The organism is Stutzerimonas sp. Brlt_14, assembly GCF_051948915.1.
Lineage (GTDB): Bacteria > Pseudomonadota > Gammaproteobacteria > Pseudomonadales > Pseudomonadaceae > Stutzerimonas > Stutzerimonas stutzeri.
The window spans coordinates 97,395-114,494 of sequence record NZ_JAYJLM010000008.1; the positions used below are offsets into that span (position 1 = coordinate 97,395).

Here is a 17,100-nt window from a genome sequence, read left to right on the forward strand (position 1 = left end):
GCGTAGCACCGGAAAGCCGAAGGCAGCGTCTCCAATCACGCGAAAAAGCCGGGCCTGTGCGGCCCGGAAATTCCAACGAGGAGGTTCACTGCGGCGTTGCGGTTACCATAACGGCAGGCTGTAGCTGACGATGACGCGGCTTTCGTCCATGTCGCTCTGGAAGTTGCTGCGGGTGGTGGCATTGCGCAGCTTGAGGCCGAGGTTCTTCAGCGGGCCGCTCTGGAACACGTAAGCGAGGTCGGTATTGCGTTCCCAGGTCTTGCCTTCACTGGCGCCGGGGCCGCGGTCGACGTTGTCGCCGGAGAGGTAGCGGGTCATCAGGCTCAGGCCGGGATGCCCATGGCGGCGAAGTCGTAGTCGTAGCGGACCTGCCAGGAGCGTTCATCCTCATTGCCGAAGTCGTTGATCTGCACCAGGTTGACCAGCGCGTTGTCGCTACCGGCGATGTAGGCGAAGCCGGTATCGCCATTGAGCTGCTGATAGCCGGCGCCGAAGGCGTGGCCGCCGAGCTTGTAGGTGAACATGGCGCCGAAGGCATCGGCGTCTACGTTGCTGCCGCCGTCGTCGGTCTGGTGCACGTAGCGCAGGTCGGTCTTGAAGCTCTGCTTGTCGCCGAGCGGCAGCACATGGACCAGGCCGAAGTTGTGCTCTTTGTAGATGCCGTCCAGCGCGCCGTAGAAGTAGCTGGTGCTGAGCTCGGGCGACCAGGCGTAGCGTGCGCCGGCGAAGAAGAATTCGTCGCTGCTGGTCTGGCTGCCGAACTGGATGTTGCGGCGGCCGCCGTTGAAGGCGGTCATTTCCTCGTTATCCGAGGAGTTGCGCTGGTTGACGCGGTCGAGCTTGCCGAGGTCCAGGGTCAGGCCGTCGATCTCCTTGCTTTGCAGCCAGGCGCCGCGATAGGTCTGTGGCAGCAGGCGGCTGTCGTTGCGCATCACCACCGGCAGGATGGATTGCAGGGTGCCAACGTGCAGGGTGGTGGCGGACAGTTTGGCCTTGGCCGTCACACCGGCGGAGCCGTAGTCGTCCTGGGCACGGTTGGGGGCGTCGCGGTCGCTTTGCAGGATGCCGGTGCCACCGCGACCGGAGCCGGAGTCGAGTTTGACGCCGAGCAGGCCGATGGCATCCAGACCGAAGCCGACCGGCCCTTCGGTGTAGCCGGATTCCATCTTCAGCATGAAGCCCTGGGCCCACTCCTCGGCCTTGGACTGAGCGGCGCCAGATTGCCGGAAGTCGCGGTTCATGTAGAAGTTGCGCAGGTCGATGCTGGCCTTGCTGTCTTCGATGAAGGCGGCCGAAGCCGTGTTGGACATGCCCAGGATGGCTGCAGCCAGGCTGGTAAGCAGGAAGGTCCGGCTTGCTGGTTTCAAGTTGCATAGCTTTCTCTCTTGTTGTTGTGATCGTTGATGCAGCTGTTGAGCCCGACTGCGAACTGCCCGGGCTCGGATTACCACCTCATGCGGTAATGCGGTGTCGCGCTCAGCGCGCGGTGATTCTGGGCATACGGCCCAGCAGATAGAACTCGTCGTTGGGCGGGGTGCGCGCCATGGACACCAGGCGGTTGGAGAGGCCGAACAGTCCGGCAATGGCGCCGATGTCCCAGATGTCATCGAGGCTGAAACCCTGGGCCTCCAGGCGTCCCTGCCAGGCGTCGTTCAGCACGCCGCGGCCGGCGGCCAGGTGCAGGGCGAAGTCGAGCATGGTGCGCTGCCGTTCGGAGAGCGGCGCGGTGCGGTAATTGACGGCGATCTGGTCCGCCAGCTGCGCGTCCTTGGCGAGGATGCGCAGGATCGCGCCATGGGCGACCACGCAATACAGGCAGCCGTGGTCGGCGCTGACCGCGACCACGATCATCTCCTTCTCGGCCTGGGTCAGGCTGTCCGCTTCGCGCTCCATCAGCGCATCGTGATAGGCGAAGAAGGCACGAAACTCCGCCGGCCGATGGGCGAGCATGAGAAACACGTTGGGAATGAAACCGGCCTTTTCCTGCACGGCAAGAATCCGCTCGCGTAGGTCGGAGGGCAGTGTGTCGAGGCTGTCGGGCAGCGGAAAACGGCTGATCGACTGAGTAGTAGGCAGCGCCATGGAAAGCTCCATTTCGGATGAGCGAATGGCCGGCCGGGCGAACCCGGCCGGTGCCGGTCAGTGCTGTTCGCTGATGCCCAGCTCGACCACGCTGATCTCGCGCATGCGGAACTTCTGGACCTTGCCGCTGATGGTCATCGGGAAGTCGTCGACGAACTTGATGTGCCGCGGCGTCTTGAAGTGGGCAATGCGGCCCTTGCAGAACTCGCGCAGCGCCTCGGCCTCGACCTGATGGCCCGGGTGCAGCTTGACCCAGGCGACGATCTCCTCGCCGAACTTGCTGTCCGGCACGCCGATCACCTGCACGTCGGCCACCGCCGGGTGGGTGAAGAGGAATTCCTCGATCTCGCGCGGGTACACGTTTTCGCCGCCGCGGATGATCATGTCCTTGTTGCGGCCGACGATCTTGATGTAACCCTCGTCGTCCATCACCGCGAGGTCACCGGTGTGCATCCAGCGCGCGCCGTCGATGGCCTCGCGGGTGGCATCCGGGTTGTTCCAGTAGCCGAGCATCACGCTGTAGCCGCGGGTGCAGAGTTCGCCGATCTGCCCGCGCGGCACAACCGCGCCGTGCTCGTCGACGATCTTGCTTTCCAGGTGCGGCTGGGTGCGGCCGACGCTGGTGACGCGGCGTTCCAGGTCGTCATCGGCGCTGGTCTGGGTGGAGACCGGGCTGGTTTCGGTCATGCCGTAGGCGATCTGCATTTCGGCCAGGTGCATGTCGTCGATGACGCGCTTCATCACCTCGATCGGGCAGGTGGAGCCGGCCATGATGCCGGTGCGCAGGCTGCTCAGGTCCAGCGACTGGCGCTCCGGATGGTCGAGCATGGCGATGAACATGGTCGGCACGCCGTACATGCCGGTGGCCTTTTCCTCGGCCGCAGCCTGCAACGCGGCCAGCGGCTCGAAGGCGGCGCTCGGGTAGATCATGGTGGTGCCGTGGGTGACGCAGCCGAGGTTGCCCATGACCATGCCGAAGCAGTGGTACAGCGGCACCGGGATCACCAGGCGGTCGTGCTCGGTCAGCCTGAGGCTCTCGCCGACCATGTAGCCGTTGTTGAGGATGTTGTAGTGGCTGAGCGTGGCGCCCTTGGGGAAGCCCGTGGTGCCGGAGGTGTACTGGATGTTGATGGGGTCGTCGAACTGGAGGCGCTCGCCGCACTGGCGCAACTGCTCGGGGCCGACCTGCTCGGCCATCTCCATCAGCGCCTGCCACTGCAGCATGCCGTCCACCGGCTTGTCGCACAGGCTGATCACCCCGCGCAGCTCGGGCAGCATATGGCTCTGCAGGGCCCCGACGGCGGCGCTTTCCAGCTCCGGCAGCAGCTCGTGGAGCATGGCGTGGTAATCGGACGTCTTGAAGGCATCGGCGCAGATCAGCCAGCGGCAGCCGGACTGCTTCAAGGCGTACTCGAGTTCGCTGAGGCGGTAGGCGGGATTGATGTTGACCAGCACCACGCCGATCTTCGCGGTGGCGAACTGGGTGATGCACCACTGGGCATTGTTCGGCGACCAGATGCCCACTCGTTCGCCAGCTTGCAGTCCGAGGGCCAGCAGGCCACGCGCGCAACGGTCCACCGCCTCTGCCAGTTCCGCCCAGGTGTAACGCAGCTGCTGATGGCGCACCACCAGGGCCTCACGCTGGGGGAAGCGCTCCACGGTACGGTCGAACGCCGCGCCGATGGTCATGGGCAACAGGGGTTTGCTCTGCGGTCCGCAGGTATAGCTCGGAAGACTCATGACGATTTCCTCAGTCTTATGTTTGTTATGAGGCGTACTCGCAAGGGCGCTGGCGCTGCTGACAGTCACCCTAGGCCACGATTACGTTAACGTAAAGGTAACTAAGTGACAACATGTCGCGGAGTAGGCGAAAGTCGAGGGCGCGAGGAGGCAAATAGCCAGTATCCAGCGGTGTGGCGCGGGATCCCTGCGGGTCAGATCAGACGGCCATGGCATGCCTGGATGCAGGCAATCGCGGCACGGATTCAGGTGCTTCGCAATGATGCCGCGCGCTCCCCCATCAGGCGCATTCGCACTGGTACTCGTGATGGAAGTCCAGCGCAGCGAGGTTCTTGTCCTTGGCTTCGAGCATGATGTCGAAGCGGTCCAGAAACTGAAACGCATAGCGATTCGTCCAGCGGTTCCACATGCGCTTGCTGTGCGCATAGAGGTCGCGCTTGCTGACCTGCTCCAGCAACTCGGGGATTTCCAGCTTCCGCTCCGGCGCGAAGCCCAGCTCCATCAGGCGCTCCGGCGGCTGCGAGTAGTGCATGGTGGGCCGCACGCCGCGCCAGCTTTCCAGAACACGCTCGATGCGCGGGTCGTCCGGCTCGATGTAGCGGCCCTCGTGAATCCAGCAGTGATGGATGTCCAGCACCACCGGCGCGAGGTCCGCGAGGCTCAGGCAGTCGTCCAGGCCATAGGTCTTCTCGTCGTTCTCGAAGGTGATGCACTGGCGCGCCTCGCTCGACAGGCGCGGCCACACGGCACGCACACCCTCGGCGCCGAGCCGCCCGGCGATATGCAGGTTGCACTTGAAGTCCTGAAAGCGTCGGCCATAACCCATCATGCGGATCATGTCGGCGTGGTACTCGAATTCCGCCAGGCTGTTCTCCACCACTTGCGGCTTGTCCGACCCCAGCACGCAGTACTGGCCGGGATGCATCGACAGGCGGATGTCGTGGGCCCGCGCCAGTTCGCCGATCGCGGCGAAACCCGCCTCGAGGCGGCTCTGCATTTCGGCGCGGCGGTAGAACGGCGCGATCTCGGCATGGCTGTAGAACGGCAGCAGGTCGCTGGACAGCCGCAACATGCGCAGCATCGGCGGCAACGTGGCGACGTATTCGAGCAACACCCGCTGGGCGTTCAGGTTGTGCTCGACGATCTCCTCGAGCTTCGCTTCGGCCGCCTCGCGCCCCGCCGAGGCCATCCAGCGCAGCGTGGTGCTGCGCGGGTTGAAGGTGCGCTCGATGCGCTCCAGCTCCTTCAGCGAGAGGCTCTGTTGCGGATGGCGATACATGCAGGCGAAGCCGATACGGGGCATGGATTCCTCGTCGATGACAGGCCGGCGCTCCGACCATTGCCTGTTTAGTCCCGCCCGCGTCGAGCCGAGTGCCCGACCGCCGACGAAACACCACCCGCGGCATCCATGGCCGGCGGCACCGCCCTTGCCGTGCACCTATGCTTGCAGAACGCCGCCCGCTGGCATGTTGACAGACCGCCGGCGGACCTTTACGTTAACGTAAAGCAGCGAGCAGCCACTTCCCGAAGGCGCTCAGGCTGCGACCGGAGCGCCGGCCGGAACCCGCCGGATGCACGAATTCTCTGAACACAGAACAATTACAAGACCAGCAGGTGGCCCCATGAACTACTCCAGCCTCAATTTCGCCCTCGGTGAAACCATCGACATGCTGCGCGAGCAGGTCCAGGCCTTCGTCGCCGCCGAGCTGGCGCCGCGCGCCGAGGCCATCGACCAGGACAACCTGTTCCCGGCCGACATGTGGAAGAAATTCGGCGAGATGGGTCTGCTCGGCGTAACCGTCTCCGAGGAATACGGCGGCGCCGGCCTTGGCTACCTGGCCCACGTGGTGGCGATGGAAGAGATCAGCCGCGGCTCGGCCTCGGTAGCCCTTTCCTACGGCGCCCACTCCAACCTGTGCGTCAACCAGATCAACCGCAACGGCAACCCCGAGCAGAAGGCCCGCTACCTGCCCAAACTGATCAGCGGCGAACACGTCGGCGCGCTGGCCATGAGCGAGCCGAATGCCGGCTCCGACGTGGTCTCCATGAAGCTGCGCGCCGAAAAGCGCGGCGACCGCTACGTGCTCAACGGCAGCAAGACCTGGATCACCAACGGCCCGGACGCCAACACCTACGTAATCTACGCCAAGACCGACCTGGACAAGGGTCCGCACGGCATCACCGCGTTCATCGTCGAGCGCGACTGGAAAGGTTTCTCCCGCGGCAACAAGTTCGACAAGCTCGGCATGCGTGGCTCCAACACCTGCGAGCTGTTCTTCGATGACGTCGAGGTGCCGCAAGAGAACGTGCTGGGCGTCGAGAACGGCGGCGTCAAGGTGCTGATGAGCGGCCTGGATTACGAGCGCGTGGTACTGGCCGGCGGCCCGACCGGGATCATGCAGGCCTGCCTCGACGTGGTGGTGCCCTACATCCACGACCGCAAGCAGTTCGGTCAGAGCATCGGCGAGTTCCAGTTCATTCAGGGCAAGGTGGCGGACATGTACACCCAGCTCAACGCCAGCCGTGCCTATCTCTACGCCGTCGCCCAGGCCTGCGACCGTGGCGAGACCACCCGCAAGGACGCCGCCGGGGTGATTCTCTATACCGCCGAAAACGCCACGCAGATGGCCCTGCAGGCGATCCAGATCCTCGGTGGCAACGGCTATATCAACGAATTCCCCACCGGCCGCCTGCTGCGTGACGCCAAGCTCTACGAGATTGGCGCCGGCACCAGCGAGATCCGCCGGATGCTGATCGGACGCGAGCTGTTCAACGAATCCAGGTGAGCTGCGGGCGGAACAACGCCCAACCCTCGTAGGGTGGAAAACCGCGAAGCGTTTTTCCACCGCAGTCGGTGGATGGCAGAGCCATCCATGATGGAACTGAACGGAGCCAACCATGGCCATCCTGCACACCCAGATCAATACCCGTTCGCCGGAGTTCGCCGCCAACAGCGCGGCGATGCTCGAACAGGTGAACAACCTGCGCGCCCTGCTCGGCCGTGTCAGCGAAGGCGGCGGCGCCACCGCCCAGCAGCGCCACGTCTCGCGCGGCAAGCTGCTGGTGCGCGAGCGCATCGACACCTTGCTCGACGCCGGCTCGGCCTTTCTCGAACTCGCGCCGCTGGCCGCCCATGAGGTCTATGGCGAAGATGTCGCCGCTGCCGGCGTAGTGGCCGGGATCGGCCGCGTCGAAGGCGTCGAGTGCATGATCATCGCCAACGACGCCACCGTGAAAGGCGGCACCTATTACCCGTTGACGGTGAAGAAGCACCTGCGCGCGCAGACCGTCGCCCGCGAGAACCGCCTGCCCTGCATCTACCTGGTGGACTCCGGCGGCGCCAACCTGCCGCGACAGGACGAGGTGTTCCCGGACCGCGAGCACTTCGGCCGCATCTTCTTCAACCAGGCCAACATGAGCGCCATGGGCATCCCGCAGATCGCTGTGGTGATGGGTTCCTGCACTGCCGGCGGCGCCTACGTGCCAGCGATGGCCGACGAGACCATCATGGTGCGCAACCAGGCGACCATCTTTCTCGCCGGCCCGCCGCTGGTGAAGGCTGCCACCGGCGAAGTGGTAACCGCCGAGGAACTGGGCGGCGCCGACGTGCACTGCAAGACCTCGGGCGTCGCCGACCACTACGCCGAGAACGACGAGCACGCGCTTTCCATCGCCCGCCGCTGCGTGGCCAACCTCAACTGGCGCAAGCTCGGCCAGCTGCAGACCCGCGAACCGCGCGCACCGCTGTATGCCGCCGACGAGCTGTACGGCGTGATCCCGGCGCAGGCCAAGCAGCCCTATGATGTCCGCGAGGTGATCGCGCGGCTGGTGGACGGCAGTGAGTTCGATGAATTCAAGGCGCTGTTCGGCACCACCCTCGTCTGCGGCTTCGCCCATCTGCACGGCTACCCGATCGCCATCCTCGCCAACAACGGCATCCTCTTCGCCGAGGCGGCGCAGAAAGGCGCGCACTTCATCGAGCTGGCCTGCCAGCGGGGCATTCCGCTGCTGTTCCTGCAGAACATCACCGGTTTCATGGTCGGGCAGAAATACGAGGCCGGTGGCATCGCCAAGCACGGCGCCAAGCTGGTCACTGCGGTGGCCTGCGCCCAGGTGCCGAAGTTCACCGTGCTCATCGGCGGCAGCTTCGGTGCCGGCAACTACGGCATGTGCGGCCGCGCCTACGACCCGCGCTTCCTCTGGATGTGGCCCAACGCGCGCATCGCCGTGATGGGTGGCGAACAGGCCGCCGGGGTGCTCGCCCAGGTCAAGCAGGAACAGAGCGAGCGCGCCGGCAAGAGCCTCGGCGACGATGAGGTGGCGGCCATCAAGCAGCCGATCCTCGAACAGTACGAGCGCCAGGGCCATCCCTATTACTCCAGCGCGCGGCTGTGGGACGACGGCGTGATCGACCCGGCGCAGACCCGCGAGGTGCTGGGGCTGGCGCTGTCCGCCGCGTTGAACGCGCCGATCGAGCCGACCCGCTTCGGCGTGTTCCGCATGTAATCCGTGCCGCCGGCAGCCGAGCGCGCCGGCGCCTGCAGTCGCATCGAGGATGCCGAGATGACCGATTTCCAGACCATCGAACTGAACAAAGACGCGCGCGGCGTGGCCACCCTCTGGCTCAACCGCGCGGACAAGAACAATGCCTTCGACGCCCAGGTGATCGGCGAACTGAACGCAGCGCTGGCCCAGGTGCAGGACGATGCGGGCATCCGCTTCCTCATCCTACGCGGGCGCGGCAAGCATTTCTCTGCTGGCGCGGATCTGGGCTGGATGCGCGAGTCCGCCAAACTCGACTACCAGGCGAACCTGGCTGACGCCCACGAACTCGGCGAGCTGATGCAGCGCCTTTACCAGCTGCCGCAGCCGACCCTGGCCGTGGTACAGGGCGCGGCCTTTGGCGGCGCGCTGGGGCTGATTGCCTGCTGCGACATGGCCATCGGCGCCCGCGACGCACTGTTCTGCCTGTCGGAAGTCCGCATCGGCCTGGCGCCGGCGGTGATCAGCCCGTACGTGGTCAAGGCCATCGGCGAGCGCGCTACCCGCCGCTACGCGCTGACCGCCGAACGTTTCGACGGCACACGTGCCCGCGAACTCGGCCTGCTCGCAGAAACCTACCCGGCCAGTGAGCTGGACGCCGCGCTGGAGCAATGGGTCGCCAACCTGCTGCTCAACAGCCCGCAGGCGCTCAAGGCCTGCAAGGACCTGCTGCTGGAAGTGGGCGATGGCGATTTCAGCGCCGACCTGCGCCAGACCACCGAACAGGCCATCGCACGCTTGCGCACCAGCCCGGAAGGTCAGGAAGGCCTGAGCGCCTTTCTGGAAAAACGCACGCCCGCCTGGCAGGAGAAGAAGTGATGAATCGCCATATCGATACCCTGCTGGTCGCCAACCGCGGCGAGATCGCCTGCCGCGTGATGCGCACCGCCAAGGCCATGGGCCTGACCACCGTTGCGGTGCACAGCGCCATCGACGCCAGCGCGCGCCATGCCCGCGAAGCCGATATCCGCATCGACCTGGGCGGCGCCAAGCCGGCCGAGAGCTACCTGCGCATCGACAAGCTGATCGAGGCGGCCAAGGCCAGCGGCGCCCAGGCGATCCACCCGGGCTACGGCTTCCTCTCGGAGAACGCCGAGTTCGCCCGCGCCATCGAACAGGCCGGGCTGATCTTCCTCGGCCCGCCCGCCTCCGCCATCGACGCCATGGGCAGCAAGTCCGCCGCCAAGGCGCTGATGGAAGAAGCCGGCGTGCCGCTGGTACCGGGCTACCACGGCGAAGCGCAGGACGTGGAAACCTTCCGTGCTGCCGCGGAAAAGATCGGCTACCCGGTGCTGCTCAAGGCCACCGCCGGTGGCGGCGGCAAGGGCATGAAGGTGGTCGAGCGCGAGGCGGACCTGGCCGAGGCGCTGGCGTCCGCGCAGCGCGAGGCGCAGTCGTCGTTCGGTGACTCGCGCATGCTGGTCGAGAAATACGTGCTCAAGCCGCGCCATGTGGAAATCCAGGTCTTCGCCGACCAGCACGGCAACTGCCTGTACCTGAACGAGCGCGACTGCTCGATCCAGCGCCGCCATCAGAAGGTAGTCGAAGAGGCCCCTGCCCCCGGCCTGTCCCCCGAGCTGCGCCGTGCCATGGGCGAAGCCGCGGTGAAGGCGGCCAAGGCCATCGGCTACGTCGGCGCCGGCACCGTGGAATTCCTGCTGGATGCCCGTGGCGAATTCTTCTTCATGGAAATGAACACCCGTCTGCAGGTCGAGCACCCGGTCACGGAGGCCATCACCGGCCTCGACCTGGTCGCCTGGCAGATTCGCGTCGCCCGCGGCGAGCCGCTGCCGATCAGCCAGGAGCAGGTGCCGCTGATCGGCCATGCCATCGAGGTACGGCTGTACGCCGAGGACCCGGACAACGATTTCCTTCCCGCCACCGGCACCCTCGAGCTCTACCGTGAAGCCGCGGATGGTCCGGGCCGTCGCGTCGACAGCGGCGTCGCCGAGGGCGATACGGTGTCGCCGTTCTACGATCCGATGCTCGGCAAGCTGATCGCCTGGGGCGAGAACCGCGAGGAAGCACGTCTGCGCCTCTTGGCCATGCTCGACGAGACCGCTGTCGGCGGCGTGCGCACCAACCTCGCGTTTCTGCGCCGCGTCGTCGGCCATCGCGCCTTTGCCGAGGCCGAGCTGGATACCGGCTTTATCCCGCGTCACGAAAGCGAACTGCTGCGTCCGGCCGGCGAGCTATCTGATGCCTTCTGGCAGCAGGCTGCGGAGTGCTTCGCGCAGACCGAACCGACCAAGGTACGCGGCGACGATACCCATTCGCCGTGGTCCAAACGCGACGGATTGCGCTTCGGCATGCCGGCGCAGATCAGCCTGCACCTGCAGTGCAATGGCGAGAGCCGCCGGCTGAAGGTCGATCCGGCAGCGCCGCAGCCAAACGTCCGCACGCCCAAGGCGATCCGCCAGGGCGATGCGCTGTACCTGCAGTGGAACGGCGAATGGCTGGCCGTGCGCGCCTTCGACCCCATCGCCGAAGCCGAGGCCAGCCACCAGCATCACGGCGGCCTAACCGCGCCAATGAACGGCAGTATCGTGCGTGTACTGGTGGAGGCCGGTCAGCATGTCGAAGCCGGCACCGCGCTGATCGTGCTGGAAGCGATGAAGATGGAACACAGCATCCGCAGCGCCCAGGCTGGCGTAGTCAAGAGCCTGTTCTGCAGCGAAGGCGAGATGGTCAGCGAAGGCGCGGTGCTGCTGGAAATGGAAGAGGCGTGACGGCCGCCAAGGTGGCAAGGCTTCGCTGATGTCCACCCGGCCCACGCAAAGGCCGTAGGGTGGAAAACGCCGCAGGCTTTGCCACCGGTATCCGGACGCCTCGGATGACACACATGAACCGGTGAGCCGACCAATCGCGCTCACCCCTGGAGGACATATGAGCCTGCCCAAACAGGTCCGCCTGGTGGAAGTCGGCCCGCGTGACGGTCTGCAAAACGAGCAGCAGCCGATCAGCGTGGCGGACAAAGTGCGCCTGGTGGACGACCTGAGCGCCGCCGGCCTCGCCTATATCGAAGTCGGCAGCTTCGTCTCGCCCAAGTGGGTGCCGCAGATGGCGGGCTCCGCCGAGGTCTTCGCGCAGATCCAACGCAAGGCCGGGGTCACCTACGCCGCGCTGACGCCGAACATGAAGGGCCTGGAGGCGGCCATCGAGGCCGGCGTGAAGGAAGTCGCGGTGTTCGGTGCGGCCTCCGAAGCCTTCTCGCAGAAGAACATCAACTGCTCCATCGCCGAGAGCCTGGCACGCTTCGCGCCGTTGATGGAGGCTGCCCGCGAGCACGACATTCGCGTGCGTGGCTACGTTTCCTGCGTGCTCGGCTGCCCCTACGAAGGTGAAGTGGCGCCAGCCAAGGTCGCCGAAGTCGCCCGCGAGCTGTATGCCATGGGCTGCTACGAGGTTTCCCTGGGCGACACCATCGGCACCGGCACACCGGGCAAGACCCGCACGCTGTTCGATACCGTGGCTCGCGAGGTGCCGCACGAACGGCTCGCCGGGCATTTCCACGACACCTACGGCCAGGCGCTGGCGAATATCTATGCCAGCCTGCTGGAGGGCATCGCGGTGTTCGACAGCTCGGTCGCCGGCCTCGGCGGCTGCCCGTACGCCAAAGGCGCCAGCGGCAATGTCGCCAGCGAAGACGTGCTGTACATGTTCAACGGGCTGGACATAGCCACCGGCATCGACCTCGACGCACTGATCGCCGCCGGGCAGCGCATCAGCCAGCTGCTGGGGCGCGCCAACGGTTCGCGGGTCGCCCGCGCCAGACTGGCTGGTTAGCGGCACCGTTCTTGCTAAACCCTATTCGTCGGGCGCCCATTCAGGTAGCGCCCGGCACGGACAGAACAACAAGTAGAGGTAATTCATGAACAAGATTTACCCCAACGCCGCCCACGCCCTGGAAGGGTTGGTTCAGGACGGCATGACCATCGCCGTCGGCGGCTTCGGCCTGTGCGGCATCCCCGAGCAGCTGATCGGCGCGCTGCGCGACAGCGGCAAGAAGAACCTGACTGCCATCAGCAACAACGCTGGTGTCGACGGTTTCGGCCTCGGCCTGCTGCTGGAGACGCGGCAGATCAGCAAGATGATTTCCTCCTACGTGGGTGAGAACAAGGAGTTCGAGCGCCAGTACCTGGCCGGCGAGCTGGCCCTGGAGTTCACCCCGCAGGGCACCCTGGCGGAGAAGCTGCGTGCCGGCGGCGCGGGCATCCCGGCGTTCTACACCAGGACCGGCTACGGCACGCTGGTGGCCGAAGGCAAGGAAACCCGCCAGTTCAACGGCGAGTGGTACGTGATGGAAGAATCGCTGACCGCGGACCTGGCCCTGGTCAAGGCATGGAAGGCCGACAAGGCCGGCAACCTGCTGTTTCGCAAGACCGCGCGCAACTTCAACCCGCTGGCAGCGATGGCCGGCGAGGTCTGCGTCGTCGAGGTGGAGGAGATCGTCGAAACCGGCGAGCTGGACCCGGACCAGATTCACCTGCCGGGTATCTACGTGCATCGCATCGTGCACAACCCGAACCCGGAAAAACGCATCGAAAAACGCACGGTGAGGAGCTGAGACCATGGCCTGGACACGTGAACAGATGGCGCAACGCGCCGCCCAGGAGCTGCAGGACGGCTTCTACGTCAACCTCGGTATCGGCCTGCCTACCCTGGTCGCCAACTACATTCCCGAAGGCATGGACGTCTGGCTGCAGAGCGAAAACGGCCTGCTCGGCATCGGCCCCTTCCCCAGCGAGGAAGAGATCGACCCGGACCTGATCAACGCCGGCAAGCAGACCGTCACCGCCCTGCCCGGCTCGAGCTTCTTCGACAACGCGCAGAGCTTCGCCATGATCCGCGGCGGTCACATCAACCTGGCCATCCTCGGCGCCATGCAGGTGTCCGAGAAGGGCGACCTGGCCAACTGGATGATCCCCGGCAAGATGGTCAAGGGCATGGGCGGCGCGATGGACCTAGTGGCCGGCGTCAAGCGCGTCGTGGTGCTGATGGAGCACACCGCCAAGGGCGGCGCGCACAAGATCCTGCCGGCCTGCGACCTGCCGCTCACCGGCCTCGGCGTGGTCGACCGGATCATCACCGACCTCGGCGTGCTGGACGTCACCGAGCAAGGCCTGAAGCTGGTGGAGCTGGCCGAAGGCGTCAGCTTCGAGGAGCTGCAAGAGGCCACCGGCTGCCCGATCCAGCGCTGAAGCCTGGGTGCGGGAAGCACGCCGGAGCACCCCTTGCCCGCTGCGTCTTCCCGCCTGCCCCGAACGCCCCGAGCCGGCGGCGCGCCAGCACTGGCCAGTCACCCAGGCGCCCGTATACTGCGGCATCGACCGGTCTGCCAGCGCGCTGACCAACGGCTTGCCCCCTGTCGTTCGAGGGCACCCTTTCCCGGAGCCAGGCCGCGTGCCTGGTCCTCGCGTTACGCCCCGGCGTAGCGCTTTTTTATTCGGAGTCCGTCATGCAAGACGTCGTCATCGTAGCTGCAACCCGCACCGCCATCGGCAGTTTCCAGGGCTCGCTGGCCAATGTGCCGGCAGTCGAACTGGGCGCCACCGTGATCCGCGCCCTGCTGGAAAAGACCGGCATCGACCCGACTCAGGTCGATGAAGTCATCCTCGGCCATGTGCTCACCGCCGGCGCCGGGCAGAACACCGCGCGCCAGGCCTCGATCAAGGCCGGCCTGCCCCACGCCGTACCGTCCATGACGCTGAACAAGGTATGCGGCTCGGGCCTCAAGGCCGTGCATCTGGCCGTGCAGGCGATCCGCTGCGGCGATGCCGAAGTGGTCATCGCCGGCGGCATGGAGAACATGAGCCTGGCGCCCTACGTTCTGCCCGGCGCACGCACCGGCCTGCGCATGGGCCACGCGCAGATCGTCGATACCATGATCACCGACGGCCTGTGGGACGCCTTCAACGACTACCACATGGGCATCACCGCGGAGAACCTGGCCGACAAGTACGGCATCGACCGCGCCCAGCAGGACGCCTTCGCCGCACAGTCGCAGCAGCGTGCCGCGGCGGCCATCGAAAGCGGCCGCTTCGATGCCGAGATCACCCCGGTCATGATTCCCCAGCGCAAGGGCGACCCGGTCGCCTTCGCCCGTGACGAGCAGCCGCGCGCCGGCACCACGGCCGAATCCCTCGGCGGCCTGCGTGCAGCCTTCAAGAAGGACGGCTGCGTCACCGCCGGCAACGCCTCGACCCTCAACGACGGCGCCGCCGCGGTGGTGCTGATGAGCGCCAGCAAGGCCGAGGCCCTCGGCCTGCCGGTGCTGGCCAAGATCGCCGGCTACGCCAACGCCGGCGTCGACCCGGCGATCATGGGTATCGGTCCGGTCACCGCCACCCGCCGCTGCCTGGAAAAGGCCGGCTGGACGCTGGCCGAGCTGGACCTGATCGAAGCCAACGAAGCCTTCGCCGTGCAGGCGCTGTCGGTGGGTAAGGAATTGGGCTGGGATGCCGATAAGGTCAACGTGAACGGCGGCGCCATCGCCCTCGGCCACCCGATCGGCGCCTCGGGCTGCCGTATCCTGGTGACCCTGCTGCACGAGATGCAGCGCCGCGACGTTCGCAAGGGCCTGGCAACACTGTGCATCGGTGGTGGCCAGGGAGTAGCCTTGGCAGTCGAACGCTCCTGAACGCGCCATCGCGGCAGGGCATGCTGGCAGACACGCGCCCGGATCACCGGGCGCGACAGAGGATGATCGGAAGGAATCATGGCGAAACAGACCTACAGCATTTCCGACCTGGCCAACGAGCTGGACATCACCACCCGCGCCATCCGCTTCTATGAAGAACAGGGCATGCTCACGCCGACCCGCCGCGGCCAGGAGCGCATCTATTCGCCCAAGGATCGCGTCGCGCTGAAGCTCATCCTGCGCGGCAAGCGCATCGGCTTCTCGCTGGCCGAATGCAAGACGCTGATCGAGCTCTACGATCCCAAGGCCGGCAACCAGAAGCAGCTGAACATCATGCTGCAGATGATCGCCGAGCGGCGCCAGCAGCTGGAGCAGCAGCTGCTCGACATCCAGCAGATGCAGCTGGAGCTGGACACCGCCGAGGAGCGCTGCCGCACCGCACTGGAAAGCACGCTGGCCAAGCAAGCCGCCAGCTGATCCGACGCCCTTCTCGCCTGCCTCTCATCCGGCGTTGCGCCCTGCGCACGCCGGATTCGTTTGTCCGCCCGTTCGTTATCGCGCCGTCCAAAGAAATGGACATGTTCCAGAATTTCGGACACTGCCGCATATCCACCCGGGCAGTGTCTGCCGCAGCGGACACCGCCATCGTCCTGCAATCACTCCAATAGCGCTGCAGCGCGCGCCTTTCCTCGTTCGCGGGCGATAGGCACAGAACCTGCAATCCACCCCACGACGCCAGAACAAACCAAAGAACAAGACTGGCGCCGGATCGGCAGCATCGGCTCGGCCTCTGTTCTTGTTCTGGCCTGTTAACGCCCTCGTCCCACGGGCGGTTACGCGTCCGCCCTCGGGCACAGAACAACAACAAGAAGGAAATCTGCATGTCGACCAAGAACAAGCTTTCCCGTATCGCCTGCGCCATCGGTGCCACCACCCTGCTCGGCGCCAGCCTGCTCAGTGGCGTCGCCAGTGCCGCGGAGAAGATCCGCTGGCAGGTGCCGCTGGCCTTCCCATCCCACCTGATCGGCCTGACCACGCCGGTCAAGCACCTTTCCGAATCGCTCAAGGCCGTCTCGGGCGGCGACATCCAGCTGCGCTACTACGAGCCGGGCGAACTGGTGCCGCCGTTCGAGATCATGGATGCGGTGAGCAGCGGCAAGTACCCGGCCGGCTACACCTGGATCGGCTACGACCAGGGCACCATTCCGGCCCTGCCGCTGTACTCCGGCGCGCCGTTCAACATGGAGCCGCCGGCGCACCTGGCCTGGTACTACCAGGGCGACGGCAAGAAGCTGCTGGAGGAGATCTACGCCGAGCGCAACATCCACCCGATGCTGTGCAGCATCATTGGCCCGGAAGGCGCTGGCTGGTTCGCCAAGCCCATCGAGAAACTGGACGACTTCGACGGTCTGCGCATCCGCTTCGCCGGTATCGGCGGCAAGGTGCTGGAAAAGCTCGGCGCCTCGGTGACCATGGTGCCGGGCGGCGAGATCTACCAGGCGCTGGAGCGCAAGACCATCGACGCCACCGAGTTCTCGCAGCCGGCGGTGGACAAGATGCTGGGCCTGGACCAGATCATCAAGAACTACATCATGCCCGGTTGGCACCAGACGCTGACCACCTCGCACCTGCTGGTGAACAAGGACGTCTGGGACAAGCTCAAGCCGGAAAGCCGCGCACTCATCGAGATGGGTTGCGAGTCGGCGACCCTCAAGGGCTTCGCCGAAAGCGAGTGGGCACAGCCGACCGCGCTGCGCGACTACCAGAAGCAGGGCGTGAAGGCCCAGGTGTTGCCTGAGCCGGTACTGCGCGAACTGCAGAAGGTCACTGATGAAGTGCTCGACGAGATGGCCGCCAAGGACGAGATGTTCAAGCGCGTACTGACCAGCCAGCGCGAGTTCATGAAGCACCACTCGATCTGGCACGGCATGGGCTACCTGCCGCGCGACTTCTACAAGTACGACTGACGGCTGCCTGCTGTGACCTGTGCGGTGAGTGGGTTGAGGCAATGAGCGGCGACGCCGTATCGGGGCCATGGGCGCCGAAATTGCCCAACCAGACTTACCAAACAGGCCACTAACCCGCGGGCACGGCGA

At 65.7% G+C, this 17,100-nt stretch carries 13 protein-coding genes and 1 pseudogene; 10 read left to right on the plus strand and 4 right to left on the minus strand.

Translation table 11 applies throughout. From position 1 onward, the window contains the following. Positions 1–102 precede the first annotated feature (102 nt). From VF716_RS19250 to VF716_RS19265, 4 genes and pseudogenes are all read right to left on the minus strand, one after another. Positions 103–1,310: pseudogene (locus VF716_RS19250) on the minus strand (OprD family porin). A gap of 166 nt (positions 1,311–1,476) precedes the next feature. Next, on the minus strand, positions 1,477–2,082 hold the full coding sequence (locus tag VF716_RS19255) for a peroxidase-related enzyme (RefSeq protein ID WP_020308425.1): 606 nt from the start codon (positions 2,080–2,082) through the stop codon (positions 1,477–1,479). Positions 2,083–2,139: 57 nt separating this feature from the next. Beyond that, complete coding sequence (locus VF716_RS19260; protein WP_013983784.1) at positions 2,140–3,822, minus strand: AMP-binding protein; 1,683 nt, start codon at positions 3,820–3,822, stop codon at positions 2,140–2,142. A 280-nt stretch (positions 3,823–4,102) separates the two neighbouring features. Continuing rightward, positions 4,103–5,125 (minus strand): UV damage endonuclease UvsE, encoded by a 1,023-nt coding sequence (locus VF716_RS19265; RefSeq protein WP_125851440.1) that lies wholly within the window; start codon positions 5,123–5,125, stop codon positions 4,103–4,105. 319 nt (positions 5,126–5,444) lie between these two features. Here VF716_RS19265 and VF716_RS19270 point away from each other — a divergent pair, with 319 nt between their 5' ends. The 10 genes from VF716_RS19270 (at position 5,445) to VF716_RS19315 (ending at position 16,971) form a co-directional block, all read left to right on the plus strand. Then, on the plus strand, positions 5,445–6,608 hold the full coding sequence (locus tag VF716_RS19270; RefSeq protein WP_011914286.1) for an isovaleryl-CoA dehydrogenase: 1,164 nt from the start codon (positions 5,445–5,447) through the stop codon (positions 6,606–6,608). A 112-nt stretch (positions 6,609–6,720) separates the two neighbouring features. After that, a complete protein-coding gene (locus VF716_RS19275) occupies positions 6,721–8,328 on the plus strand; it encodes a carboxyl transferase domain-containing protein (RefSeq protein ID WP_011914287.1) in 1,608 nt (535 codons plus the stop codon). 57 nt (positions 8,329–8,385) lie between these two features. Beyond that, on the plus strand, positions 8,386–9,183 hold the full coding sequence (locus VF716_RS19280; RefSeq protein WP_020308427.1) for a gamma-carboxygeranoyl-CoA hydratase: 798 nt from the start codon (positions 8,386–8,388) through the stop codon (positions 9,181–9,183). Continuing rightward, the gene (locus tag VF716_RS19285) at positions 9,183–11,093 is read left to right on the plus strand and encodes an acetyl/propionyl/methylcrotonyl-CoA carboxylase subunit alpha (RefSeq protein ID WP_440552855.1); all 1,911 of its coding nucleotides are present in this window, start codon (positions 9,183–9,185) and stop codon (positions 11,091–11,093) included. The genes VF716_RS19280 and VF716_RS19285 overlap by 1 nt, the downstream gene beginning before the upstream one ends. Positions 11,094–11,250: 157 nt before the next feature. After that, positions 11,251–12,150, plus strand: a complete 900-nt coding sequence (locus VF716_RS19290) for a hydroxymethylglutaryl-CoA lyase (protein WP_440552856.1) — start codon at positions 11,251–11,253, stop codon at positions 12,148–12,150. An 85-nt stretch (positions 12,151–12,235) separates the two neighbouring features. Then, positions 12,236–12,931: a CoA transferase subunit A gene (locus tag VF716_RS19295; RefSeq protein WP_095461046.1), complete on the plus strand. Its 696-nt coding sequence runs from the start codon at positions 12,236–12,238 to the stop codon at positions 12,929–12,931. A gap of 4 nt (positions 12,932–12,935) precedes the next feature. After that, complete coding sequence (locus tag VF716_RS19300) at positions 12,936–13,565, plus strand: CoA transferase subunit B (protein ID WP_014597528.1); 630 nt, start codon at positions 12,936–12,938, stop codon at positions 13,563–13,565. Positions 13,566–13,822: 257 nt separating this feature from the next. Further along, the gene (locus tag VF716_RS19305) at positions 13,823–15,004 is read left to right on the plus strand and encodes an acetyl-CoA C-acetyltransferase (protein WP_125873095.1); all 1,182 of its coding nucleotides are present in this window, start codon (positions 13,823–13,825) and stop codon (positions 15,002–15,004) included. Positions 15,005–15,082: 78 nt separating this feature from the next. Further along, positions 15,083–15,481 (plus strand): MerR family transcriptional regulator, encoded by a 399-nt coding sequence (locus VF716_RS19310; RefSeq protein WP_011914294.1) that lies wholly within the window; start codon positions 15,083–15,085, stop codon positions 15,479–15,481. Between the two features lie 404 nt (positions 15,482–15,885). Continuing rightward, positions 15,886–16,971 carry a TRAP transporter substrate-binding protein gene (locus VF716_RS19315; protein ID WP_125884165.1) on the plus strand — a complete coding sequence of 362 codons (1,086 nt, stop codon included), beginning with the start codon at positions 15,886–15,888 and terminating at the stop codon, positions 16,969–16,971. The last annotated feature ends 129 nt before the right edge of the window (positions 16,972–17,100 follow it).